Source organism: Haemophilus sp. HN_Hi10 (genome assembly GCF_049821985.1).
GTDB lineage: Bacteria > Pseudomonadota > Gammaproteobacteria > Enterobacterales > Pasteurellaceae > Haemophilus > Haemophilus influenzae_D.
Map to the genome: position 1 here is coordinate 476,976 of NZ_CP187495.1, position 23,040 is coordinate 500,015.

The 23,040-nt window shown below is 39.6% G+C and carries 22 protein-coding genes; 11 read left to right on the forward strand and 11 right to left on the reverse strand.

What is annotated here, in order from left to right; genetic code table 11:
- The first annotated feature begins 26 nt into the window (after positions 1 to 26).
- Genes atpE through ACPT8Q_RS02405 form a run of 7 tightly spaced genes read left to right on the forward strand, consistent with a single transcriptional unit; the run spans position 27 to position 5,634 of the window.
- A complete protein-coding gene (gene atpE / locus ACPT8Q_RS02375; protein ID WP_005629249.1) occupies positions 27 to 281 on the forward strand; it encodes a F0F1 ATP synthase subunit C in 255 nt (84 codons plus the stop codon).
- A 49-nt stretch (positions 282 to 330) separates the two neighbouring features.
- The gene (gene atpF, locus ACPT8Q_RS02380; RefSeq protein WP_005649414.1) at positions 331 to 801 is read left to right on the forward strand and encodes a F0F1 ATP synthase subunit B; all 471 of its coding nucleotides are present in this window, start codon (positions 331 to 333) and stop codon (positions 799 to 801) included.
- A 12-nt stretch (positions 802 to 813) separates the two neighbouring features.
- Positions 814 to 1,347, forward strand: coding sequence for a F0F1 ATP synthase subunit delta (gene atpH, locus ACPT8Q_RS02385; RefSeq protein WP_005649413.1), 534 nt, complete (start codon positions 814 to 816; stop codon positions 1,345 to 1,347).
- Positions 1,348 to 1,359: 12 nt separating this feature from the next.
- Positions 1,360 to 2,901, forward strand: a complete 1,542-nt coding sequence (atpA, locus tag ACPT8Q_RS02390) for a F0F1 ATP synthase subunit alpha (RefSeq protein WP_005686966.1) — start codon at positions 1,360 to 1,362, stop codon at positions 2,899 to 2,901.
- A 15-nt stretch (positions 2,902 to 2,916) separates the two neighbouring features.
- Positions 2,917 to 3,786, forward strand: a complete 870-nt coding sequence (gene atpG, locus ACPT8Q_RS02395; protein WP_050848073.1) for a F0F1 ATP synthase subunit gamma — start codon at positions 2,917 to 2,919, stop codon at positions 3,784 to 3,786.
- A gap of 16 nt (positions 3,787 to 3,802) precedes the next feature.
- Positions 3,803 to 5,176 (forward strand): F0F1 ATP synthase subunit beta, encoded by a 1,374-nt coding sequence (atpD, locus tag ACPT8Q_RS02400; RefSeq protein WP_021034460.1) that lies wholly within the window; start codon positions 3,803 to 3,805, stop codon positions 5,174 to 5,176.
- 29 nt (positions 5,177 to 5,205) lie between these two features.
- Positions 5,206 to 5,634, forward strand: a complete 429-nt coding sequence (locus ACPT8Q_RS02405) for a F0F1 ATP synthase subunit epsilon (RefSeq protein WP_050847423.1) — start codon at positions 5,206 to 5,208, stop codon at positions 5,632 to 5,634.
- A gap of 186 nt (positions 5,635 to 5,820) precedes the next feature.
- On the opposite strand, the gene ACPT8Q_RS02410 is transcribed toward ACPT8Q_RS02405, so the two are convergent.
- Positions 5,821 to 7,023, reverse strand: coding sequence for an aromatic amino acid transporter (locus tag ACPT8Q_RS02410; protein WP_050848072.1), 1,203 nt, complete (start codon positions 7,021 to 7,023; stop codon positions 5,821 to 5,823).
- 185 nt (positions 7,024 to 7,208) lie between these two features.
- Here ACPT8Q_RS02410 and ACPT8Q_RS02415 point away from each other — a divergent pair, with 185 nt between their 5' ends.
- Positions 7,209 to 8,072, forward strand: coding sequence for a YicC/YloC family endoribonuclease (locus tag ACPT8Q_RS02415; protein WP_050948808.1), 864 nt, complete (start codon positions 7,209 to 7,211; stop codon positions 8,070 to 8,072).
- Between the two features lie 9 nt (positions 8,073 to 8,081).
- A complete protein-coding gene (locus ACPT8Q_RS02420; protein ID WP_050948809.1) occupies positions 8,082 to 8,924 on the forward strand; it encodes a YgfZ/GcvT domain-containing protein in 843 nt (280 codons plus the stop codon).
- A gap of 43 nt (positions 8,925 to 8,967) precedes the next feature.
- On the opposite strand, the gene serA is transcribed toward ACPT8Q_RS02420, so the two are convergent.
- The 4 genes from serA to lon all read right to left on the reverse strand — a co-directional run bounded on the left by serA (position 8,968) and on the right by lon (position 14,702).
- Positions 8,968 to 10,200, reverse strand: a complete 1,233-nt coding sequence (gene serA / locus ACPT8Q_RS02425; protein WP_050847421.1) for a phosphoglycerate dehydrogenase — start codon at positions 10,198 to 10,200, stop codon at positions 8,968 to 8,970.
- Positions 10,201 to 10,229: 29 nt separating this feature from the next.
- Positions 10,230 to 10,889: a ribose-5-phosphate isomerase RpiA gene (gene rpiA, locus ACPT8Q_RS02430; protein WP_050848068.1), complete on the reverse strand. Its 660-nt coding sequence runs from the start codon at positions 10,887 to 10,889 to the stop codon at positions 10,230 to 10,232.
- 133 nt (positions 10,890 to 11,022) lie between these two features.
- A complete protein-coding gene (gene hemW / locus ACPT8Q_RS02435) occupies positions 11,023 to 12,174 on the reverse strand; it encodes a radical SAM family heme chaperone HemW (RefSeq protein ID WP_050948810.1) in 1,152 nt (383 codons plus the stop codon).
- 116 nt (positions 12,175 to 12,290) lie between these two features.
- Positions 12,291 to 14,702 (reverse strand): endopeptidase La, encoded by a 2,412-nt coding sequence (lon, locus tag ACPT8Q_RS02440; protein WP_050948811.1) that lies wholly within the window; start codon positions 14,700 to 14,702, stop codon positions 12,291 to 12,293.
- Between the two features lie 190 nt (positions 14,703 to 14,892).
- On the opposite strand from lon, the gene ACPT8Q_RS02445 reads away from it, so the two are divergent.
- Positions 14,893 to 15,768 carry a VirK/YbjX family protein gene (locus tag ACPT8Q_RS02445; protein WP_050948812.1) on the forward strand — a complete coding sequence of 292 codons (876 nt, stop codon included), beginning with the start codon at positions 14,893 to 14,895 and terminating at the stop codon, positions 15,766 to 15,768.
- Between the two features lie 27 nt (positions 15,769 to 15,795).
- On the opposite strand, the gene ACPT8Q_RS02450 is transcribed toward ACPT8Q_RS02445, so the two are convergent.
- Positions 15,796 to 16,494 carry a tRNA1(Val) (adenine(37)-N6)-methyltransferase gene (locus tag ACPT8Q_RS02450; RefSeq protein ID WP_050948813.1) on the reverse strand — a complete coding sequence of 233 codons (699 nt, stop codon included), beginning with the start codon at positions 16,492 to 16,494 and terminating at the stop codon, positions 15,796 to 15,798.
- 69 nt (positions 16,495 to 16,563) lie between these two features.
- Between ACPT8Q_RS02450 and srmB the strand changes: the two genes are divergently transcribed.
- Positions 16,564 to 17,883, forward strand: coding sequence for an ATP-dependent RNA helicase SrmB (srmB, locus tag ACPT8Q_RS02455; RefSeq protein WP_050948814.1), 1,320 nt, complete (start codon positions 16,564 to 16,566; stop codon positions 17,881 to 17,883).
- Positions 17,884 to 17,916: 33 nt separating this feature from the next.
- Here srmB and yegQ read toward each other — a convergent pair whose 3' ends face one another.
- From yegQ to thiM, 5 genes are all read right to left on the reverse strand, one after another.
- Complete coding sequence (yegQ, locus tag ACPT8Q_RS02460) at positions 17,917 to 19,296, reverse strand: tRNA 5-hydroxyuridine modification protein YegQ (protein WP_050948815.1); 1,380 nt, start codon at positions 19,294 to 19,296, stop codon at positions 17,917 to 17,919.
- 166 nt (positions 19,297 to 19,462) lie between these two features.
- Positions 19,463 to 20,767 carry an MFS transporter gene (locus tag ACPT8Q_RS02465; RefSeq protein WP_050948816.1) on the reverse strand — a complete coding sequence of 435 codons (1,305 nt, stop codon included), beginning with the start codon at positions 20,765 to 20,767 and terminating at the stop codon, positions 19,463 to 19,465.
- The gene (thiE, locus tag ACPT8Q_RS02470; RefSeq protein WP_050948817.1) at positions 20,751 to 21,431 is read right to left on the reverse strand and encodes a thiamine phosphate synthase; all 681 of its coding nucleotides are present in this window, start codon (positions 21,429 to 21,431) and stop codon (positions 20,751 to 20,753) included. The genes ACPT8Q_RS02465 and thiE overlap by 17 nt, the downstream gene beginning before the upstream one ends.
- A gap of 10 nt (positions 21,432 to 21,441) precedes the next feature.
- Positions 21,442 to 22,251, reverse strand: coding sequence for a bifunctional hydroxymethylpyrimidine kinase/phosphomethylpyrimidine kinase (gene thiD, locus ACPT8Q_RS02475; protein WP_050948818.1), 810 nt, complete (start codon positions 22,249 to 22,251; stop codon positions 21,442 to 21,444).
- A complete protein-coding gene (thiM, locus tag ACPT8Q_RS02480; RefSeq protein ID WP_050948819.1) occupies positions 22,244 to 23,035 on the reverse strand; it encodes a hydroxyethylthiazole kinase in 792 nt (263 codons plus the stop codon). Before thiM ends, thiD begins: the two co-directional genes overlap by 8 nt.
- Positions 23,036 to 23,040: the final 5 nt, after the last annotated feature.

Below are 23,040 nucleotides of genomic sequence, written 5' to 3' on the forward strand. Positions count from 1 at the left end.
AAACTTAACTTCTATTGGAGAAAATTATGGAAACTGTAATTACAGCTACAATCATCGGTGCATCAATTCTTCTTGCATTTGCTGCATTAGGTACTGCAATTGGCTTTGCTATTCTAGGTGGTAAATTCTTAGAATCATCAGCTCGCCAACCAGAATTAGCATCTAGCTTACAAACTAAAATGTTTATCGTGGCTGGTCTTTTAGATGCGATTGCAATGATTGCTGTTGGTATTTCATTACTTTTCATTTTCGCAAACCCATTCATCGGTTTATTACACTAATCACCTTATTTGCTTATCAACGTAAAACAAGCATAGTAAGGAGGACGTTGTGAATTTAAATGCAACATTGATTGGTCAACTTATCGCATTCGCACTTTTCGTGTGGTTTTGCATGAAGTTTGTTTGGCCACCAATTATTAATGCGATTGAAACACGTCAAAGCCAAATTGCGAACGCTTTAGCGTCAGCTGAAGCAGCTAAAAAAGAGCAAGCAGATACGAAAAATCTTGTTGAACAAGAACTTTCAGCTGCAAAAGTACAAGCTCAAGACATTTTAGATGCTGCGAATAAACGTCGCAATGAAGTATTAGACGAAGTGAAGGCAGAAGCCGAAGAACTAAAAGCAAAAATTATTGCTCAAGGTTATGCAGAAGTAGAAGCAGAACGTAAACGTGTTCAAGAAGAATTGCGTCTTAAAGTGGCTTCATTGGCAGTGGCTGGTGCTGAGAAAATTGTGGGTCGTTCTATTGATGAAGCGGCAAACAATGACATTATTGATAAATTAGTTGCAGAGTTATAAGAGGCTTAGCTTATGTCAGAATTAACTACAATAGCTCGCCCTTATGCAAAAGCTGCATTCGACTTTGCCATTGAACAAAGTGCGGTGGAAAAATGGACTGAAATGTTAGGTTTTGCTGCAGCCGTAGCTGAAGATGAAACGGTAAAAGCTTACTTAAGTAGTTCTCTTTCTGCACAGAAATTAGCTGATACAGTAATTTCTATTTGTGGCGAACAATTGGATCAATATGGGCAAAATCTTATTCGGTTAATGGCTGAAAATAAGCGTTTGAGTGCTATTCCTGCGGTGTTTGAAGAATTTAAACATCATGTAGAGGAGCACCAAGCTATTGCAGAAGTTGAAGTAACCTCTGCGCAACCATTGAATGCAACACAAATCGAAAAAATTGCAGCTGCAATGGAAAAAAGATTAGCTCGCAAAGTGAAATTAAATTGCAACGTGGATAATGCACTGATTGCTGGTGTGATTATTCGTACTGAAGACTTTGTGATTGATGGAAGTAGCCGTGGGCAACTTACTCGTCTCGCAAATGAGTTGCAATTATAAGAGGAATACAAGATGCAACTAAATTCAACTGAAATTAGTGAATTGATTAAAAAACGCATCGCTCAATTCGACGTGGTCAGTGAAGCGCGTAATACAGGGACAATTGTTTCTGTAAGCGATGGTATTATTCGCATCCACGGTTTAAGCGATGTGATGCAAGGTGAAATGATCGCCTTACCAGGTAATCGTTATGCGATGGCACTTAACCTTGAACGTGATTCTGTTGGTGCTGTAGTTATGGGACCTTACGCAGATTTAGCGGAAGGTATGGAAGTTCAATGTACAGGTCGTATTCTTGAAGTACCAGTTGGTCGCGGTTTATTAGGTCGTGTAGTTAATACGCTTGGTCAGCCAATCGATGGTAAAGGCGAAATTGAAAACGATGGTTTCTCACCAGTAGAAGTGATTGCGCCAGGTGTTATCGATCGTCGTTCTGTTGATCAACCTGTTCAAACTGGTTATAAAGCTGTCGATTCTATGGTGCCGATTGGTCGTGGTCAGCGTGAGTTAATCATTGGTGACCGCCAAACTGGTAAAACTGCGTTAGCAATTGACGCAATTATTAACCAACGTAATTCTGGTATTAAATGTATCTATGTTGCGATTGGTCAAAAAGCCTCTACTATCGCAAATGTTGTGCGTAAATTAGAAGAACATGGTGCGCTTGCAAATACTATCGTGGTAGCTGCATCTGCATCTGAATCAGCAGCGTTACAATATTTAGCACCTTATGCTGGTTGTGCGATGGGGGAATATTTCCGTGATCGCGGTGAAGATGCGTTAATTGTTTATGATGATTTATCAAAACAAGCTGTAGCTTATCGTCAAATTTCATTATTATTACGTCGTCCACCAGGTCGTGAAGCCTATCCAGGTGATGTATTCTATTTACATTCTCGTTTACTAGAACGTGCTTCTCGTGTAAATGAAGATTACGTAGAAAAATTCACTAAAGGCGAAGTGAAAGGAAAAACAGGTTCTTTAACCGCACTTCCTATTATTGAAACCCAAGCTGGTGACGTATCTGCATTCGTTCCAACCAACGTAATCTCTATTACCGATGGTCAGATCTTCTTAGAATCTAACTTGTTTAACTCAGGTATTCGTCCTGCGGTAAACCCAGGTATTTCGGTATCTCGTGTTGGTGGTTCAGCGCAAACTAAAGTTATTAAGAAATTAGCGGGTGGTATTCGTACCGCGCTAGCTCAATATCGTGAATTAGCAGCGTTTGCACAGTTTGCATCAGATCTTGATGATGCGACTCGTAAGCAACTTTCTCACGGTGAAAAAGTAACTGAATTATTAAAACAAAAACAATTCGCGCCATTATCTGTTGCAGAACAAGCGGTTGTATTGTTTGCTGTTGAATTTGGTTATTTGGATGACGTGGAATTATCAAAAATTGCAAGTTTTGAGACCGCACTTTTAGATTATTCTAACCGTAATCACGCTGAGTTTATGCAAGAACTTAATAAAACCGGTAACTATAATGACGAAATCAAAGATACATTAAAAGGTATTTTGGATAGTTTTAAAGCGAATAGTGCTTGGTAGTAACGGAGAGATAAGATGGCAGGTGCAAAAGAGATAAAAACCAAAATTGCCAGTGTACAAAGTACACAAAAAATCACTAAGGCAATGGAAATGGTGGCGACCTCGAAAATGCGTAAAACGCAGGATCGTATGGCTGCATCTCGTCCGTATTCTGAAACTATCCGTAACGTTATTAGTCATGTGTCTAAAGCAAGTACCGGTTATAAACATCCGTTCTTAGTTGAGCGTGAAGTAAAGAAAATCGGTATCTTGGTTATTTCAACAGATCGTGGTATGTGTGGTGGATTAAATGTTAATTTATTCAAAACCACGCTTAACCAAATCAAAAATTGGAAAGAACAAAATATTTCTACAGATTTGGGCTTAATAGGTTCAAAGGGGATTAGTTTTTTCCGTTCCTTTGGATTTAATATCAAAGGTCAGCTTTCTGGTTTAGGCGATACGCCTGCGCTAGAAGAGTTAATTGGTGTGGCAAATACAATGTTTGATGCTTATCGTAATGGTGAAATTGATGCAATTTATATTGCATACAATAAATTTGTTAATACGATGTCGCAAAAACCTGTTGTACAACAGTTAGTTCCTTTACCAGAATCTAAAGACGATCATTTAAATGAAAGACAACAGACTTGGGATTATCTTTATGAACCAGAACCAAAGGCACTTTTAGATAGCCTTTTAGTTCGTTATTTAGAATCCCAAATTTATCAAGCGGTTGTAGATAATGTAGCTTCAGAACAAGCGGCTCGAATGGTAGCAATGAAAGCAGCAACGGATAATGCAGGTAATTTAATTAATGATCTGCGGTTGGTGTACAACAAAGCTCGTCAAGCAAGTATCACAAATGAATTGAATGAAATCGTAGCCGGTGCGGCGGCGATTTAAGAAAAGAGGAACGGTAATGTCAGCAGGAAAAATTGTACAAATCATCGGGGCGGTGATTGATGTTGAATTTCCACAAGATGCGGTGCCAAAAGTTTACGATGCATTAAAAGTTGAATCAGGTTTAACACTTGAGGTGCAACAACAATTAGGTGGTGGAGTAGTTCGTTGTATTGCATTGGGTACATCCGATGGTTTAAAACGAGGCTTAAAAGTAGAAAACACAAATAACCCAATTCAAGTACCAGTAGGCACAAAAACTCTTGGTCGTATTATGAATGTATTGGGCGAACCAATTGACGAACAAGGAGCAATTGGTGAAGAAGAACGTTGGGCTATCCACCGTTCGGCACCAAGCTATGAAGAACAATCAAACAGTACGGAATTATTAGAAACTGGTATTAAAGTAATCGACTTAATTTGTCCATTTGCTAAAGGTGGTAAAGTTGGTCTATTCGGTGGTGCGGGTGTAGGTAAAACCGTAAATATGATGGAGTTGATTCGTAATATTGCGATTGAGCATTCAGGTTACTCTGTATTTGCGGGTGTGGGCGAACGTACTCGTGAAGGTAATGACTTCTATCATGAAATGAAAGATTCTAACGTATTAGATAAAGTATCTTTGGTTTATGGTCAAATGAACGAGCCACCGGGTAACCGTTTACGTGTTGCATTGACTGGTTTGACTATGGCTGAAAAATTCCGTGATGAAGGTCGAGATGTATTATTCTTTGTGGATAATATCTATCGTTATACCCTTGCGGGTACGGAAGTTTCTGCATTATTAGGTCGTATGCCATCAGCGGTAGGTTATCAACCGACATTGGCAGAAGAAATGGGTGTGTTACAAGAACGTATCACTTCAACCAAAACAGGTTCTATCACTTCTGTGCAAGCGGTGTACGTACCAGCGGATGACTTAACTGACCCATCTCCGGCAACAACTTTCGCACACTTAGACTCAACAGTTGTATTAAGTCGTAATATCGCATCTTTAGGTATTTACCCTGCGGTTGATCCATTAGATTCAACTTCACGTCAGTTGGATCCACTTGTAGTTGGTCAAGAACATTATGATGTTGCTCGTGGTGTACAAGGTATTTTACAACGTTATAAAGAATTGAAAGATATTATTGCAATTCTTGGTATGGATGAATTATCTGAAGAAGATAAACTAGTGGTAGCACGTGCACGTAAAATTGAACGTTTCTTATCACAACCATTCTTCGTTGCAGAAGTCTTTACAGGTTCACCAGGTAAATACGTGACATTAAAAGACACCATTCGTGGCTTCAAAGGTATCTTAGAGGGCGAATATGACCATATTCCTGAACAAGCGTTCTATATGGTTGGTTCAATCGATGAAGTGTTAGAAAAAGCCAAAAATATGTAATCACTTCAAGTCATTTGAAGGAGAACAAAATGGCGACATTTAATTTAACAATAGTAAGCGCAGAGCAGAAAATCTTTGAAGGTGAAGTAAAACAAATTCAGGCAACTGGTGTGGAAGGGGAGCTTGGTATTTTGCCCGGACATACGCCATTGCTAACAGCAATTAAGCCTGGGATTGTTAAATTTACCCTTCAAGATGGAAATGAAGAAGTTATCTATGTTTCCGGTGGTTTTTTAGAGGTTCAACCAAATATTGTGACAGTGTTAGCAGATGTTGCTATCCGTGGTAGTGAATTAGATGCAGATCGTATTCACGAAGCAAAACGTAAAGCAGAAGAAAATATAGTATCTCACGGATCTGATGCAGATCACGACTTACTTGTTGCAAAACTTGCTAAAGAGTTAGCAAAACTTCGAGCTTATGAACTCACTGAAAAACTATTGAAAACAAGACGATAATTGAAAGTATAATATAGATGAAGTGAACTTCATTTAGTTTAAGGGCTAAGTTCTATAATTTTAGAACTTAGCCTTTTTGTTGTATAAGATTAACGATAAGTTTTTGTCTGAACTTTTTATCTAAATTAATTAGGATAATATTTACTCTTTTTTAGATAAAAAGTGCGGTAAATTTCTAGTTTGTTTTTAACCTACTACAAATGGCAAGTAACCCGCACGAATCGCAAATGGAATAGATGTAATAGTTATGCCTAATACCAATACGATAATTAAAGTCAGATTTCCTCCCCATACTTTGTATGGTAAATTGGTGTGAGTTCGACGAGCTTTCCAAACAAGGCTAACTGGCAATACTACGGCATAGAAGGCAAACATTTGACCTGCGTAGCCTAGTGCTAAAATAAAACCTTCTGGGTAAAATAATGCAAAAACAAGTGGTGGAATAAAAGTCAGCAAACCAAGTGAAATTCTGCCTGCTGTAACGTTAAATGAACGTTTTAGTAAATCTTCAATACATTCTAACAATCCTAATCCCACGCCTAAGAAAGAAGTGATAAGTGCTAATGTAGAAAATAATTTTACCGCACTTGCGATCACATTACTTCCAGTAATGGCAAAGGTTGCTTTTACTAAGCCATTTAAGGTGGCGTCTTCTTTTAAGATTTGTAAAAATTCATTTTGTGTGAGCAAGCCGTGCGTGGACAGTTGCCATAGAATATAAGCACAAAGTGTTATGGCAGAGCCGACCAAAATGGAGAAGCGTAATGCTTTTACATTGCCGCCTAAGTATTTGTTTAAACTTGGAATGGAACCATGGAAACCAAATGCTGTAAAGAAGACAGGGCTTGCAGAGATAATTAAAGCGTTATCAATTGGTGTCGCCATTAAGTTATCAAATTTGATTTCTGGCAACATTAAGATTAACACGATTGCAAAGACTGCAAGCATCACAAAAAATAACACGCGATTAATTTTATCTACGCTATGTGTACCGATGATGATAAATGAACCGAAAATCACAGTGAATAATAAAATGCTGACTTTATCGCCAAAACTTTCTGGTAATAAATCTTTTAGTAGTGAACCGCCACCACTAACATAAGCGGCAATTAACGCGTATAAGAAAATAATTAGCACTGCCGTAGCAACAATGCGTCCTGCTTTACTAAAATATTGTTCAGCGAGTGTACCGATACCAGCATCACTTTCCGCAGTTTGATAGAGTTCAACGAATAAAAGTGCGCTAAAAGTTAATAATGCCCAAAGCCCTAACAATAAGACTAAAGTAAAGCCGAAGCCGATGCCTGCAGAAGTGAGTGGCATAGCCAACATTCCTGCTCCAATCATCGTACCAGCAACAAGAAGTGTGCTGCCAACAGTTTTGTTCATTTTTGTTTCCTTATGGTGTAATGTAAAATTTACGATGATTGTATTGTATAATTTACAGTGTGTAAACAACAGAATACAAAATATCTTTATTATTTACCGCACTTTTCTTTTCCCTTTCTGTGTTCATCTCGTTAAAATACTTAGCGAATCAACTAAGACAAAGCTAAGACAAAATAGGAGAGCTTATGATTTACAGTATGACCGCCTTTGCACGCCTTGAAGTGAAAAAAGATTGGGGTGATGCAGTATGGGAAATTCGTTCCGTCAATCAACGTTATTTAGAAAACTTTTTCCGTTTGCCAGAGCAATTTCGCGGATTAGAGAACACCTTGCGTGAGAAACTTCGTCAAAGTCTTACTCGCGGTAAAATTGAATGTTCTTTGCGTATTGAAACAAAAAAACAAACAAATGCTGAATTGAATTTAAATAAAGAACTTGCGAATCAAGTCATTCAATCTTTGCAATGGATTAAAACTCAAGCTGGAGAAGGTGAAATTAATTTGACAGATGTGTTGCGTTATCCTGGTGTGGTGGAAGCGCAAGAGCAAGATTTAGATGCGATTAGTCAAGATTTATTGACAACCTTTGATGATTTACTGACCGATTTTATTGCAATGCGTGGTCGTGAAGGGGAAAAACTGAACGATATTATTCAACAACGCTTAGATGCCATTGCAGTGGAAGCGGATAAAGTGCGGTCACAAATGCCAGCAGTTTTACAATGGCAGCGTGAACGGTTATTGCAACGTTTTGAAGATGCTCAACTTAATCTTGATCCACAGCGTGTGGAACAAGAAATGATTTTACTCGCTCAACGTGTTGATGTGGCGGAAGAACTCGATCGTTTACAAATGCACGTGAAAGAAACTACGAATATTTTGAAAAAAGGCGGTGCAGTTGGGCGTAAATTAGATTTTATGATGCAAGAATTGAATCGTGAATCGAATACCCTTGCGTCTAAATCCATTAATGCGGATATTACGGCTTCTGCGGTGGAGCTAAAAGTGCTTATCGAACAAATGCGTGAGCAAATTCAGAATTTAGAATAGGAAAGCAGAATGTCTCAATTTATTTCTCTTACTCAATATCAACTGATTGAAGTACAGGGTGCGGATGTAGAAAAATATTTGCAAGGGCAATTAACTTCTGATGTTGTGCGATTAGCGAGTGGCGCAACGACGCTTACAGCTCACTGTGACCCAAAAGGTAAAATGAATGCAATTTACCGTTTGTTTAAAGTAAGTAGTGAACAATTCTTTTTGCTCGTTAAGAAAGATATTTTGCCAAGTGCTCTGGATGCTTTGAAAAAATATGCGGTATTTTCCAAAGTGAGTTTTGATTTACGTGATTGGCAAATCATCGGCGTAATAGGTGAAAAATGTGGAAAAATTACACCGCACTTTTCATTGGAAATTGATGGACAGCGTTCAATTTTATTAAATGAAACTGAATTACCCGTGAATTTTAATGGCGATGAAAAAATTTGGGAAGTAGCCGATATTCAAGCAGGATTGCCAAATTTAAGTCCGCAAACGCAAAATGAATTTATCCCACAAGCACTAAATTTACAGGCCGTTGAGCAAGCAATTTCTTTTACCAAAGGCTGTTATATTGGGCAAGAAACCGTGGCACGTGCGAAATATCGTGGGGCAAACAAACGTGCAATGTTTATTTTTAAAGCGCAAACTCAGCAGGAAGTGGAAATTGGCAGTGAAATCGAAATGCAGCTTGAAGCCAATTGGCGTAAGACTGGCACGATTACAAGTGCGGTCAATTTAGACGGTGTTTTATGGTTGCAAGTTGTGATGAATAATGACATAGATTCAGAGCAACAATTTAGATTGCCGAGTAATGAAATACTGTTAGAGCGAGTGCAGTTACCTTATTCGATTACTGAATAAGAAAGCAAAAAAGATCAGGCATTAACCTGATCTTTTTTTGTATTTAGTAAAGTACACGCGCACGAATTGTGCCATCAATTTCCTTCAATTTTGTCAGTAATGGCGATGCATCATTCGTTTCTACATCAACGACAACATAACCAATTTTTGGGTCAGTTTGTAAATATTGCGCGGCAATATTGAGGTTGGCTTCGACGAAAATTTGGTTCAGTTTGTTCAATATACCAGGGCGATTTTCGTGAATATGCAATAAGCGTTTTGTTCCCTCGTGCTCTGGTAAAGAGACTTCTGGGAAGTTTACCGAAGAAAGGGTTGATCCGTTGTCTGAATATTTGACAAATTTGCCTGCCACTTCAAAACCGATATTTTCTTGTGCTTCCGCTGTTGAGCCACCGATATGTGGCGTTAAAATCACATTATCAAATTCACGTAACGGCGAGACAAATTCTTCATTAATTGAAGCGGGTTCAACGGGGAATACATCAATTGCCGCACCGTGAATTTTACCGTCTTTTAAGGCTTGAGCAAGAGCATCAATATCTACTACTGTGCCACGCGCAGCATTGATCAAAATAGCCCCTTGTTTTAATTGTGCGATACGCGTTGCGTTCATTAAGTTTTTGGTGGAGGGCAGTTCTGGCACGTGTAGTGAAATCACATCGCAAGAACTAAGTAATTCTTCAAGACTACGAACCTGTTTTGCATTACCAAGCGGAAGTTTATTTTCAATATCGTAGAAATACACATCCATGCCTAATGATTCAGCAATAATACTTAATTGTGAACCAATGTGGCCGTAACCAATAATGCCTAATTTTTTTCCCCGCACTTCATGAGAGCCAGTCGCGGATTTATTCCAAACACCACGATGTACTTCGGCATTAGCCTGTGGCACATTGCGCATAAGTAATAAAATCTCGCCTAATACAAGTTCTGCGACGGAACGAGTGTTTGAGAATGGCGCATTAAATACAGGAATACCACGTGCTTTTGCTGCATTTAAATCCACTTGATTTGTACCAATGCAGAAACAGCCAACTGCGATTAATTTGGGTGCGGCTTCAATCATTTCTGCGGTTAAATGGGTGCGAGAACGTAAGCCGATGAAGTGTGCATCTTTAATGGCTTCTTTTAATTCATCGCCATCCAGTGCTTTTTTATAGTAATCGATATTGCTATAGCCTGCCGCGTGGAGCGTATCAAGTGCGCTTTGATGCACACCTTCAAACAATACAAATTTAATTTTTGATTTGTCGAGTGAAACTTTGTTTGTCATATTTACTTCCTTATGATTTTTATTATGAATTAGTCAATAATTTTGGCACCTTCAGGCGTGCCGACGATTACAACATCTGCGCCACGCAATGCGAATATCCCATTAGTGACGACACCTGCAACATTGTTTAATTCTTTTTCCATTTCAACTGGATTTAAAATACTGAAGTTGTGTACATCTAAAATCACATTGCCATTATCTGTAACCACGCCTTCACGATATTCAGGCGCACCGCCAAGTGCGGCTAATTTTCTGCCCACTTGTGAACGAGCCATTGGAATAACTTCAACTGGCAATGGGAAAGTCGAACCTAACACATCCACTTGTTTACTAGAATCTACAATACAAATAAATTTTTTCGCTAATGCCGCAACGATTTTTTCACGAGTAAGTGCCGCACCGCCGCCTTTAATCATCATTTTTTGTGGATTGATTTCATCTGCACCATCCACATAAATATCTAAGCTAGAGACATCATTTGCATTAAATACTTCGATCCCTTGTTTACGTAATAATTCTTCTGATGCTTTTGAAGCCGCAACTGCGCCTTGAATTTTATTTTTGATTGTACCCAAAGCCTCAATAAAGCAGTTCACCGTGGAGCCGCTTCCCACGCCAACAATTGTGTCAGCTTTTACATATTGTAATGCGGCTTGTGCGGCGAGTTTTTTCATTTCTAATTGATTCATTTCTTTTCCTTATTTCAATAAGTAAACGATTGCGTTACTTTATTACGAGCCTATCTAATAAACAAGTGTAATTTTTTAGCGGGCGTTTTTCTCAAGCAATGTTATTTCACAACTAGGCTATTTCATGATTAGGCTATTCTTCCGTTAAAAATAATTCCAAAAGTTCATTGAGAAATAACTTGCCGTGCTCAGTGATTTGCCAAGAATCAGCGTTTTCCACAATATAGTTTTGTTGAATGGCAAAATCAATTTGATTTTTCACCGCACTTTGCGACAAGCCTGTGTAATCTTCAAATTCTTGTTTGGGAACCGCTTCTAACAAACGAAAGCGATTCATAAAAAACTCAAAAGGGCGGTCAATTTCTTGCACGTTTTTTTCTTCGTAAAGATATTCGCCACGCAAATAACCTTTCGGGTGTTTGGTTTTAGAAAAGCGAGTAATCTCGCCATTCGGAAACGTCAATTTCCCGTGTGCGCCACAGCCAATGGCTAAATAATCCCCAAACCGCCAATAATTCAAATTATGTTTACACTGAAAACCTGTTTTTGCGTAAGCTGAGGTTTCATATTGCTGGTAGCCTGCCGCCGTTAAAAGTTGGTGACCTTGCTCAAAAATATCCCAAAGCGCATCATCATCTGGCAATTTAGGTGGGCGGTAAGCAAACATCGTATTTGGCTCAATAGTGAGCTGATACCAAGAAATATGGGGAGGGGATAGCTCAATCGCTTGACGAAGATCATCTAAAGCTTCTTCCAACGTTTGGTTCGGCAAGCCGTGCATTAAATCTAAATTGAAACTTTTTAGCCCAGAAACTTTCGCTAAATTGACCGCACTTTTTGCCTCTGCTACATTATGAATTCGCCCAAGACGCCGTAATTTGTCATCATTAAAACTTTGTATTCCCATAGAAATTCGCGTAATGCCTGCAGATACGTAACCTTTAAAACGTTCAGCTTCTACCGTGCCAGGATTAGCTTCTAATGTAATTTCAATATTATCTTCAAAATCAATCTGTTTTTTTATTTCCTTTAAAAGGTGTGTAATACTTTCTGATGAAAATAAACTTGGCGTACCGCCACCAATAAAAATCGAATGGAGTTTTCGTTGTTGAATGGAATTTTTAAAGCGTTGTAAATCAGCCTGCAAATCTTGCAGAAGATGATAAATATAGTCTTGTTCTGGTATATCGCCTTTTTGTGCGTGTGAATTAAAATCACAATAAGGACATTTTTGAACGCACCAAGGAATATGTATATACAAGGAAAGTGGAGGAAGTTGTAGCATTGTGTTATTAACAAGTTTTCAATTTGGAAAAGTATAAATTAACCTTGTGTAAAGATGAAATTTTCATCTCTAAAGTCAATAAAAGGGCTTGTTTTCACAAGCCCTAAAACATTCAATTAATTGACCGCTCTTTCCGATTTACTCGTCACTTTACGGCGTGGTGCTTTAGGTTTAGCCTCCACTTTAACAAACTCAATGCCTTCTGGTGGATTTTCCAACGCAAGACCAAGCACTTCATCAATGGTTTCTACCGCATGAATTGCAAGATTTTGTTTCACGTTTTCTGGAATTTCTTCAAGATCCTTAACGTTCTCTTTTGGAATTAATACGGTTTTAATTCCGCCACGATGTGCTGCAAGAAGTTTTTCTTTTAATCCACCGATTGGTAATACTTTACCGCGTAAACTGATTTCTCCCGTCATTGCCACATCAGCACGCACAGGATTACCTGTTAAACAAGAAACTAATGCAGTACACATTGCAATACCTGCACTTGGGCCATCTTTTGGTGTTGCACCATCTGGCACGTGAATGTGAATATCGCGTTTTTCATGGAACTCAGAATTAATACCTAATTTTTCAGCACGAGCTCGTACAACTGTCATTGCCGCTTGAATGGATTCTTTCATCACATCGCCTAATGAACCAGTGAAAGAAAGTTTTCCTTTACCCACAACGGAGGCTGTTTCAATGGTGAGTAAATCGCCGCCCACTTCTGTCCAAGCTAAACCAGTTACTTCGCCAATACGGTTTTGTGTGTCAGCTTTGCCAAATTCAAAACGTTTTACGCCAAGATAATCGTGCAGATTATCTGAATTTACCGTAATAGATTTAAGTTTTGGATTTACCAATAAATTTTTCACGGCTTTACGGCAGATTTTTGAAATTTCACGTTCTAGCCCACGCACGCCCGCTTCACGTGTGTAATAGCGGATAATATCTAAAATTGCACTTTCTTCGACGGTAAGTTCGCCTTTCTTCAAACCATTACGTTCAATTTGTTTGGCTAACAAATGACGCATCGCGATATTAAGTTTTTCATCTTCGGTATAACCAGAAAGACGAATCACTTCCATACGATCCAACAATGGGCCTGGAATATTCATAGAGTTTGATGTTGCCACAAACATCACATCAGAAAGATCATAATCCACTTCTAAATAGTGATCATTAAATGTGGTGTTTTGCTCAGGGTCTAATACTTCAAGCAATGCTGAGGCAGGATCGCCTCGCATATCGGATGCCATTTTATCGATTTCATCAAGCAAGAATAATGGATTTTTAACCCCCACTTTTGCCATCTTTTGAATTAATTTACCTGGTAATGCACCAATATAGGTTTTACGGTGACCACGGATTTCTGCTTCATCGCGAACACCGCCTAATGCCATCCGCACATATTTACGACCAGTGGCATTGGCAATGGACTGACCAAGAGAGGTTTTACCTACACCCGGAGGGCCAACTAAACAAAGAATCGGGCCTTTCACTTTGTTTAAACGAGCTTGTACTGCTAAATATTCAAGAATACGTTCTTTCACACGATCTAAACCATAGTGATCGGTATCTAAAACTTGCTGTGCTTTAACAATGTCTTTTTTCACTTTAGAACGTTGATGCCAAGGCACTTGGATCATCCATTCAATATAACTGCGTATTACGGTTGCTTCAGAAGACATCGCCGACATCATTTTAAGTTTTTGTAATTCATTTTCTACTTTGTCGCGTACCTCTGCCGGCATGCCTGCCGCTTCCACCTTTTGATGCAGTTGTTCAACTTCATCAATGGTATCTTCATTTTCTCCACCATCCATTTCTTTGCGAATGGCTTTAATTTGTTCGCTTAAATAATAGTTTCGCTGGCTTTTCTCCATTTGTTTTTTGACACGACCACGAATACGTTTCTCCACTTGAAGAATATCAGCCTCTGATTCCATCATACTAAGCAAATATTCTAAACGTTCTTGCACATTAGCGAGTTTTAACGCATTTTGTTTATGGCGAATGCTTACAGGGAGATGGGCTGCCATTGTGTCAGCTAAGCGATCAACATCATCAATACGTTGAAGGGCATTGAGAATATCTGCAGGCACTTTTTTGTTGAGGGTAAGATAATTTTCAAACTCAGAAAGCACCGCACTTTTTGCCACTACTAACTCTTTTTCATCGCCATAAGTGGTTTCGATAGGGGTAATTTGGGCAGAAAAGCATTTTTCGCCGTCTTCAAGGTTGTTAATTTTCGCGCGATTTTGACCTTCAACTAGCACTTTTACTGTGCCATCAGGTAATTTTAATAACTGAATAATGTTAGCAATAGTACCCACATCAAATAAATCTTCAGGGGTCGGTTCTTCTAAATCTGCTTCTCTTTGGGATACCAAAAGAAGCTGTTTATCATCATTCATTGCTTCTTCAAGGGCATTAATGGATTTTGCACGCCCTACAAAAAGTGGCATTACCATATAAGGAAAAACGACAACATCGCGTAATGGCAATACGGGCATTGTACGTTGGATATTCTTCGCCATAATTGGTCTCTCTTATAATTTCGTTCTGATAATTTGGGTAAATATGGGGGTAGGGAAAAGGAATTCAAGGAAAAGATTATAACAAAATCTGACTTATAAAGTGGGTTTCTAACAAAAAGAATTTTGGCAAATGAAGTGATAATGGCTAGAATAACGAAAAATTTTATTAAATTGCACAAAATATTGAATTATGTCCACGAAAAATAATTTTATTTTCCCCACCTATGTTCAAATGTATCCTTATTCTAAGGATCGCCCTTTTCTCAAACAAGTGCGGGAAAAATTACGCTATTATGGCTATAAATGGTTGTATCAAAAGCAATGTAACCAATTAGTGGATTTTCTTAATAAAGAAACGCAATGGCAGCCTTTATTTACACAAGATTATTATCGTATAAATACAATTTTGACTACTTTTTGCGATAAACGCTTTTCTGCTGCAGAACGTTTAACGGCGATTACGGAGAATTTACGTTTGGCAGAAGAAAAAATAGGGCGTTTGCTTTGCCAACAATTATTAGATCAACAACATATCGTGCTAACCCAATTAACAGAGGATTTGCGTTTATCTTTGAGTATCAATCATATCGATCCCTTTGAGGGATATTTTTCTATTAATATTCGCAATCAAAATAACGAACGAGTATATGATGCGTCTTTCACTTTTTTAAGCCCGAATAAATTGCTTATCGCCTCAATTCAAGGCCCCTCAAGTGGTAATGCTCAAGAGCTTATAAAACAAGCAACAAAAGCATTGCACGGTATGCGTCCAATGTTTATGTTGGTTAATGCGTTCAAAATGCTTGCTGAAAAATGGCAATGTGAGTTAGTGGGGATTCCGCACAAAGCACAAGGAAAATATCGTCTTTCTGCACGCAGTAAGATTTTGTTTAATTACGATGAATTTTGGCAAGAAAACCAAGGGGAATATCGCCATAATTATTGGCAATTACCTTTGGATATTGAACGCAAACAGTTAGAAGATATTGCAAGTAAAAAACGTTCTATGTATCGTAAACGTTATGAAATGCTAGACCAAATGGCATTGGATATTCAGCAACTCTAACGAAGAACGTGCGGTAAAAAAGTGCGGTCAAAACTTGATATAAAAGTCTTTAGTCAATTCAATAAACGCTTCAGTGTATTGATTGTCCTTATCATAAATTACCAATTGATCTTGCATTAAAACTTGGGGTTGTTTGGCAAAGGTAAGTAGCATTCTTTGTGGCGTTTTTCCTATTTTTGTAATAACATTCGTCTGTTTTATACAAAAAAGTGCGGTGGATTTTATGAGCGTTTTCCCCGCATTATAAGGCAAAACAAAACTTATTCTCCCATTTTCCGATAAGCGTGTGGCAGCCCATTCTAACCAATTTAAATGGCTTTGCTTGGTATAACGAGCCAATGCTCTTTCTTCATTTTTGCAAGCAATACCTTGTTCAAAATAAGGTGGATTTGCCACAATTAAATCAAAGGTTTGTTCAGTGGTTTGTAAAAAATGTTGTATATCCGCTTGAATAAGTTGAATGCGATTTTTCCACACCGAATTATTGATGTTTTCTTGTGCTTGTTTTGCTGCAATGGGATCGAGTTCAACCGCTTGAATTTGACAGTTTCCTTCAGTTCGTTGTGCTAACATTAAAGCCAATAATCCTGTGCCACTGCCCATATCTAAAATATTTTTACAATGTTTTACATCAGCCCAAGCACCTAACAAAATGCCATCAGTGCCGACTTTCATGGCACAAGAATCTTGATTGATATGGAATTGTTTAAAGGTAAATCCGTTCATAAATTTTTCGTAAATTGACCGCACTTTCAGGTATAATCCCCACTAATTTTAACAAAGAACCGCACAATAATGAATTTATCCCAATTTGAACAATTTGATCTTTCTCCTGAGCTTTTAAAAGCACTTGAGAAAAAAGGTTATTCCCGCCCAACAGCTATTCAAATGGAAGCCATTCCTGCCGCAATGGAAGCGCGTGATGTATTAGGCTCTGCACCAACGGGAACTGGGAAAACTGCTGCTTTTTTATTACCTGCGCTACAACATTTATTGGATTATCCACGCCGTAAACCGGGCTCTCCGCGTATTTTGGTATTAACACCAACCCGTGAATTGGCAATGCAAGTGGCAGAACAAGCGGAAGAGTTAGCGCAGTTCACTCATTTAAATATTGCGACAATTACAGGTGGCGTGGCGTATCAAAATCACGGTGATGTGTTCAATACCAATCAAGATTTGGTGGTGGCTACGCCTGGTCGTTTATTGCAATACATTAAGGAAGAAAATTTTGATTGCCGTTCCGTTGAAATGCTTATTTTTGACGAAGCCGATAGAATGTTACAAATGGGATTTGGGCAAGATGCAGAAAAAATTGCGGCTGAAACCCGTTGGCGAAAACAAACCTTGTTGTTTTCTGCAACCTTAGAAGGAGAATTATTGGTCGATTTTGCAGAGCGTTTATTGAGTGATCCTGTGAAAGTAGATGCGGAACCAAGTCGCCGCGAAAGAAAAAAAATCAACCAATGGTATTACCATGCAGACAGCAATGAACACAAAATCAAATTGCTCGCGCGTTTTATTGAAACTGAAGAAGTGACGCGTGGAATTGTGTTTGTTCGTCGTCGTGAAGATGCACGAGAACTTTCTGAAACATTGCGTAAACGAGGCATTCGTTCTGCGTATTTAGAGGGCGAAATGGCACAAACTCAACGTAACAATGCCATTGATAAGTTGAAATCAGGTATTGTGACGGTACTAGTTGCAACCGATGTGGCTGCACGTGGTATTGATATTGACGATGTAAGCCACGTTATGAATTTTGATTTGCCCTATAGTGCGGATACTTATTTACATCGAATTGGACGTACCGCGCGAGCAGGTAAAAAAGGCACGGCAGTCTCTTTTGTCGAAGCTCATGATTATAAGTTACTAGGTAAAATCAAACGCTATACCGAGGAAATTTTAAAGGCGCGCATTTTAGAGGGTTTAGAACCTCGTACTAAGCCACCAAAAGATGGCGAAGTGAAATCGGTAAGCAAAAAACAAAAGGCACGTATTAAAGAAAAACGTGAAGAAAAGAAAAAAACAGAGGCAAAGAAAAAAGTAAAATTGCGTCATAAGGATACGAAAAATATCGGCAAACGACGCAAGCCAAGTAGCAGTAATATTTAATTAGGTATGATTTAAATTCTGTTTTATATCACACTAGCAATGTGGATTTCTTGTATTTGTATTGACTAAATTACGCATTAATAAAGCGTAATTTAAGTTAATATCTTGTGGCACATTTAAAAACACAAAATGCCCATCACCTAGTGCGGCATTAACTGCTTCATTTTTACGATTTAGCATTTTTTCAATTTTGAAATTAATATTGCCTTGTGGCGTCATCATTTCTACCTTGTCGCCAAGTAAGAATTTGTTTTTTACTGCCACTTCTGCCATACCTTGTTCGTTACGTTTACCCGTAAATTCACCGACAAATTGCTGACGATCAGAAATAGAATAGCCGTATTCGTAGTTTTGGTATTCATCATGCGTATGACGACGTAAGAAACCTTCGGTATAACCACGGTGTGCAAGGGATTCTAACGTATCCATTAAATTTTCATCAAATGGTTTGCCTGCGGCTGCATCATCAATTGCCTTGCGGTAAACTTGAGCAGTTCTTGCACAATAATAAAATGATTTTGTACGGCCTTCGATTTTTAAAGAATGCACACCAAGTGTGGTCAATTTTTCCACATGTTGTACGGCACGTAGATCTTTTGAATTCATAAAGTAGGTGCCGTGTTCATCTTCAAACGCCGTCATTTGTTCGTCAGGCTTTTGTGATTCGGTATAAAGGAAAACTTTATCTGTTACTGCACCTTCGCCTAAAGTTGGAGCTACATTTTTGACTTCAATTTGTTGAGCAGGATCGATTTTTGGCACAATGTTGCCCACTTCATCGGTGGTGCCTTCTTCCATTTTGTATTCCCAACGGCAAGCATTAGTACAAGTGCCTTGGTTTGGATCGCGTTTGTTGATATAGCCAGAAAGCAAGCAACGACCAGAATACGCCATACATAATGCACCATGTACGAAAATTTCGAGTTCAATATCTGGCACCTGTTGGCGAATTTCAGCAATTTCATCGATTGAAAGTTCGCGCGATAAAATCACACGAGTTAATCCCATTTGTTTCCAGAATTTCACTGTTGCCCAGTTTACCGCATTTGCTTGCACAGAAAGATGAATATCAATATTAGGGAAATTTTCACGCACCAACATAATTAAGCCTGGATCAGACATAATTAAAGCATCTGGTTTCATATCGATGACAGGTTGTAAATCTTTAATAAAAGTTTTGAGTTTGGAATTATGGGGCGCAATGTTTACCACTACATAGAATTTTTTGCCAAGGGAATGGGCTTCATCGATCCCGATTTTCAAATTGGCGTGATTAAATTCATTGTTACGTACGCGCAAGCTATAACGAGGTTGGCCTGCATAAACGGCATCTGCACCATAAGCAAACGCATAGCGCATATTTTTAAGAGAGCCAGCAGGGGAAAGTAATTCTGGTTTGAATTGGGTTGTCATAATATTCTCTTGTCTGATTTCAGGTCAGGGATTTACACAAGGTAAATCGTTAGGTGGGGTATTGTAGAGAAAATATTTAGCTTGTAAAGGAAAGTGCGGTCAAATTCTTAGTAGAATTTTATGTAAAATTTAACCGCTTAATAGATTTTATTTAATTATACAAATCTTAGGATAGTAATTTATCTTTCGTTTCTGAAATAAACCACAACCCGACCAAGCTCAATACAGCGTTTAGGGTTAAATAAATGCCCACGCCTTTTAAACCATAGTTGGCGTTGAGTGGTAAAGCAATCACAGCAGCCACGCTTGCCCCGAATAAGCCTGCAATATTATAGGTTAAAGAGGCTCCTGAATAGCGAGCATGAGTGGGGAAGAGTTCAGGTAAAAAACTCGCTAATGGCCCATAGCCCATTCCAATTAAGCCCATACCGATGATTAAAAACCAAAACAGACTAGCAGTTGTACCGTTTTCGAGAAATAACGGTAAGGATAAACTAAAAATCGCAACGCCAACAGTTGTCCAAATTAACCAAGTTCTTCGTCCGATTTTATCGATATATTTACCCGAAGCGGCAATCGTTATTGCCAAAGAAACCGCACTTGCCATCAATAAAGCGGTGAAAATTTGTGGTGAAAATCCTAATCCCATTGCATAACCAGCTTCTGATACTGTTGGGGCAGATTTTGCATAAATTTGGCTAAAGGCAATCATAATATAGAACAGCACATAGCCTGCGATGCAAACCAACATTCCTAAGAAAAACGGCTTAAAATGAGTAGTGACAACTTCCAACATTGGTAAGCGTTTTGGTTGGGGTTTGTTGAGTGCGGCGAGGAAAATCGGGGCTTCAGTTAGTTTTAGGCGAACATATAAGCCAATTGCCACTAAGATAACGGAAGATAAAAACGGTATCCTCCACGCCCATTCCGCCATAGCTTCTTGCCCGAAAATTGCCGTAATGCCTAAGAATACGCTATTTGCTAACAACAAGCCAAGCGGTGCCCCTAATTGTGGGAAAGTGCCATACCAACCTCGTTTACCTTCGGGAGCATTTTCGACCGCAACTAACGCTGCACCGCCCCACTCTCCGCCTAAACCGATACCTTGCCCGATGCGACACAAACAGAGCAAAATTGTCGCCCAAATACCGATGCTGTCATAGGTTGGCAACAAACCAATAACCACAGTGGAAACGCCCATCAACAGCAAGCTCATCACAAAGGTATTTTTCCGCCCGAAACGGTCACCGAAATGCCCGAACAATATTGCTCCCAAAGGACGAGCAATAAAAGTGAGTGCTAAAGTGGAAAGTGCCGCAATCTGCCCTGAAAGTGGATCTGCGGCATGGAAGAATTGATGGTTAAATACCAATACCGCTGCCATTGCGTAAATGTAGTTATCGAAATATTCAATTGCTGTGCCGACCATCGTTGCCGTCGCAACCTGTTTTAGACTATTTTGCGTATTCATCGCTTGCCTCCCGTAATGCTTTTGTTGCTGCTTTAACATTTTCTGCTTGGCTGATGGCTGTAATTACTGCCACACCGTCCGCACCAAATTCTCGTAAGGTTTTAACGTGAGCTAACTTCACTCCACCAATTGCCACAAGCGGTTTAGTTATGCCCGCATTTCGCAAAGTTTGAATAAACGCCATTCCTAGCGTTGGCTTCGGATTCTCTTTTGATTGCGTTGGAAAAATCGGGCCAATTCCAAAATAATCAATTTCCGCTAAATTTTCCCCAATATTCGCCTCATCTAAACGATTCACCGACCAACCAATAATCAGCGGTTTATCTGTTTTAGCTCGAATCTCTTGCACTGGCATGTCGCTTTGCCCAACGTGAATACCATCCGCCTCGATTTCCAATGCTAAATCAACATTATCATCCACAATAAACGGTACGCCATATTCACGGCACAAATCACGACAATTAATCGCCAATTCCTTCTGTACTGAAGGCGTATGTTCTAACGAAAATTTGCCTTTATCCCGAAATTGAAAGCAGGTAATCCCGCCTTCTAACGCTTGTTTTAGCACGAATAATAAATTTTCTGACAAGTTCTCGCCCAAATGACGGCAATCTTGCGTGCCTGCCACAAAGTAAAGCGGTAAGATTTTTTGAATATTTTTCATCTTTCAATCCTTAAAGGCGACTGTAAGCCCAATGATTTGTCGGTCCGTGTCCTTGACCAATATTCAACGGGTGAGAAATCGCAGCGGTAATAAAATTTTTCGCTGTTTTTACCGCACTTTGCAACGGTTCACCTTTCGCCAATTCAGCGGTTAAACAGGCAGAAAAGGTGCAGCCTGTGCCGTGCGTATGAGGCGTATCAAAACGTGGACTTTGCAAAGCGAAATATTCGCCGTTTTGTAAAAGGATCCAATCTTGGCACAGCTCACTTTGCGAATTGAGCGAATGTCCACCCTTAATAATCACATTCTTCGCTCCCTGTTTTTGCAAGGCTTTTGCGGCTTGTTGAATACTGGTGTCGTCCACAATCGCAATCCCCGTTAACGCTTCCGTTTCGGGAATGTTCGGTGTAATCACGTCTGCCAACAGCAGCAATTTTTGGCTTAACGCACTCACCGCTTGCTGTTGCAATAACGGTGCCCCACCTTTGGCGATCATCACTGGGTCTAGCACCAGCGTGCCGAATGGTTTATCAGCAAGAAAATCGGCCACGCATTCAATAATTTCTGCATTGCCTAACATACCAATTTTGCAACTTGCAATCTGGAAATCATTTTTGACCGCTTCCAGTTGCGCTTGAATTGTTTTCAGTGGAATAGGGTGAATATCAAATACGCCAAGTGTGTTTTGTGCCGTAACTGCTGTAATTACGGATGTACCAAACACGCCGCGCATTTGGAAGGTTTTAAGATCCGCTTGAATGCCTGCACCACCGCCACTGTCTGACCCTGCGATGGTTAAAACTTGTTTCACATTACTCATTAATGCGCCCTCTTTGTCCAATGGTTTCAGGGGAAAGTGCAGCAAGCTCGTCCAACAAACGGATTTGGAACTGTCCCACTTGTGTGGTTAAGCCTTGCGCCGCACACTCGCCTGCAATGGTGTATGCTACACAGGCTTCTAATGTCGCAGAAAAATAATTCCCTTCACTTACCGCTAAAAAAGCCGCACACACGGCACTCAACAGACACCCCGAAGCCGTGACTTTCGGGAACAATGGCGTGCCGTTGTGAATGGTCGCAGTTTGTGTGCCATCGCTGACAATATCCACCACTCCGCTAATCAACACCGTACAGCCATGGCGTTGAGCCACTTTCTCGGCAACGGCTTTTAAATCCACTTCGCCTTGCCCTGCATCTACACCTTTTGCCTGCCATGCTTCTCCTGCAATCGCAGCCAGTTCACCTGCATTGCCACGAATCAGAGCAAATTTTACCTCGGCTAAAAGCTCACGAATGGTCTCACGGCGATAGCTCGTTGCCCCCACACCAACAGGATCTAATACCACAGGAATCCCAACCGCATTCGCGGTTTTGCCCGCTAATAACATCGCCTCTCGCTCCTTTCCAATCAGCGTGCCGATATTAATGACCAACGCTTGACTGATTTTCGGTACTTCCTGCATTTCTTCGACATTCGCCGACATCAATGGCGAAGCCCCCAATGCTAACAAGCCATTGGCACTAAAATTCGCTGCCACAATGTTGGTGATGTTATGAATGAGCGGATTCTGCTCACGGATTTTGGATAGATAGATGGATTTCATTTTGT

What these genes read in the sequence shown, in the direction of transcription:
- atpE (WP_005629249.1), top strand. Translation starts at nt 27, where the DNA reads ATGGAAACTGTAATTACAGCTACAATCATCGGTGCATCAATTCTTCTT.
- atpH (WP_005649413.1), top strand. Translation starts at nt 814, where the DNA reads ATGTCAGAATTAACTACAATAGCTCGCCCTTATGCAAAAGCTGCATTC.
- atpA (WP_005686966.1), top strand. Translation starts at nt 1,360, where the DNA reads ATGCAACTAAATTCAACTGAAATTAGTGAATTGATTAAAAAACGCATC.
- atpG (WP_050848073.1), top strand. Translation starts at nt 2,917, where the DNA reads ATGGCAGGTGCAAAAGAGATAAAAACCAAAATTGCCAGTGTACAAAGT.
- atpD (WP_021034460.1), top strand. Translation starts at nt 3,803, where the DNA reads ATGTCAGCAGGAAAAATTGTACAAATCATCGGGGCGGTGATTGATGTT.
- ACPT8Q_RS02405 (WP_050847423.1), top strand. Translation starts at nt 5,206, where the DNA reads ATGGCGACATTTAATTTAACAATAGTAAGCGCAGAGCAGAAAATCTTT.
- ACPT8Q_RS02410 (WP_050848072.1), bottom strand. Translation starts at nt 7,023, where the DNA reads ATGAACAAAACTGTTGGCAGCACACTTCTTGTTGCTGGTACGATGATT.
- ACPT8Q_RS02415 (WP_050948808.1), top strand. Translation starts at nt 7,209, where the DNA reads ATGATTTACAGTATGACCGCCTTTGCACGCCTTGAAGTGAAAAAAGAT.
- ACPT8Q_RS02420 (WP_050948809.1), top strand. Translation starts at nt 8,082, where the DNA reads ATGTCTCAATTTATTTCTCTTACTCAATATCAACTGATTGAAGTACAG.
- serA (WP_050847421.1), bottom strand. Translation starts at nt 10,200, where the DNA reads ATGACAAACAAAGTTTCACTCGACAAATCAAAAATTAAATTTGTATTG.
- rpiA (WP_050848068.1), bottom strand. Translation starts at nt 10,889, where the DNA reads ATGAATCAATTAGAAATGAAAAAACTCGCCGCACAAGCCGCATTACAA.
- hemW (WP_050948810.1), bottom strand. Translation starts at nt 12,174, where the DNA reads ATGCTACAACTTCCTCCACTTTCCTTGTATATACATATTCCTTGGTGC.
- lon (WP_050948811.1), bottom strand. Translation starts at nt 14,702, where the DNA reads ATGGCGAAGAATATCCAACGTACAATGCCCGTATTGCCATTACGCGAT.
- ACPT8Q_RS02445 (WP_050948812.1), top strand. Translation starts at nt 14,893, where the DNA reads ATGTCCACGAAAAATAATTTTATTTTCCCCACCTATGTTCAAATGTAT.
- ACPT8Q_RS02450 (WP_050948813.1), bottom strand. Translation starts at nt 16,494, where the DNA reads ATGAACGGATTTACCTTTAAACAATTCCATATCAATCAAGATTCTTGT.
- srmB (WP_050948814.1), top strand. Translation starts at nt 16,564, where the DNA reads ATGAATTTATCCCAATTTGAACAATTTGATCTTTCTCCTGAGCTTTTA.
- yegQ (WP_050948815.1), bottom strand. Translation starts at nt 19,296, where the DNA reads ATGACAACCCAATTCAAACCAGAATTACTTTCCCCTGCTGGCTCTCTT.
- ACPT8Q_RS02465 (WP_050948816.1), bottom strand. Translation starts at nt 20,767, where the DNA reads ATGAATACGCAAAATAGTCTAAAACAGGTTGCGACGGCAACGATGGTC.
- thiE (WP_050948817.1), bottom strand. Translation starts at nt 21,431, where the DNA reads ATGAAAAATATTCAAAAAATCTTACCGCTTTACTTTGTGGCAGGCACG.
- thiD (WP_050948818.1), bottom strand. Translation starts at nt 22,251, where the DNA reads ATGAGTAATGTGAAACAAGTTTTAACCATCGCAGGGTCAGACAGTGGC.
- thiM (WP_050948819.1), bottom strand. Translation starts at nt 23,035, where the DNA reads ATGAAATCCATCTATCTATCCAAAATCCGTGAGCAGAATCCGCTCATT.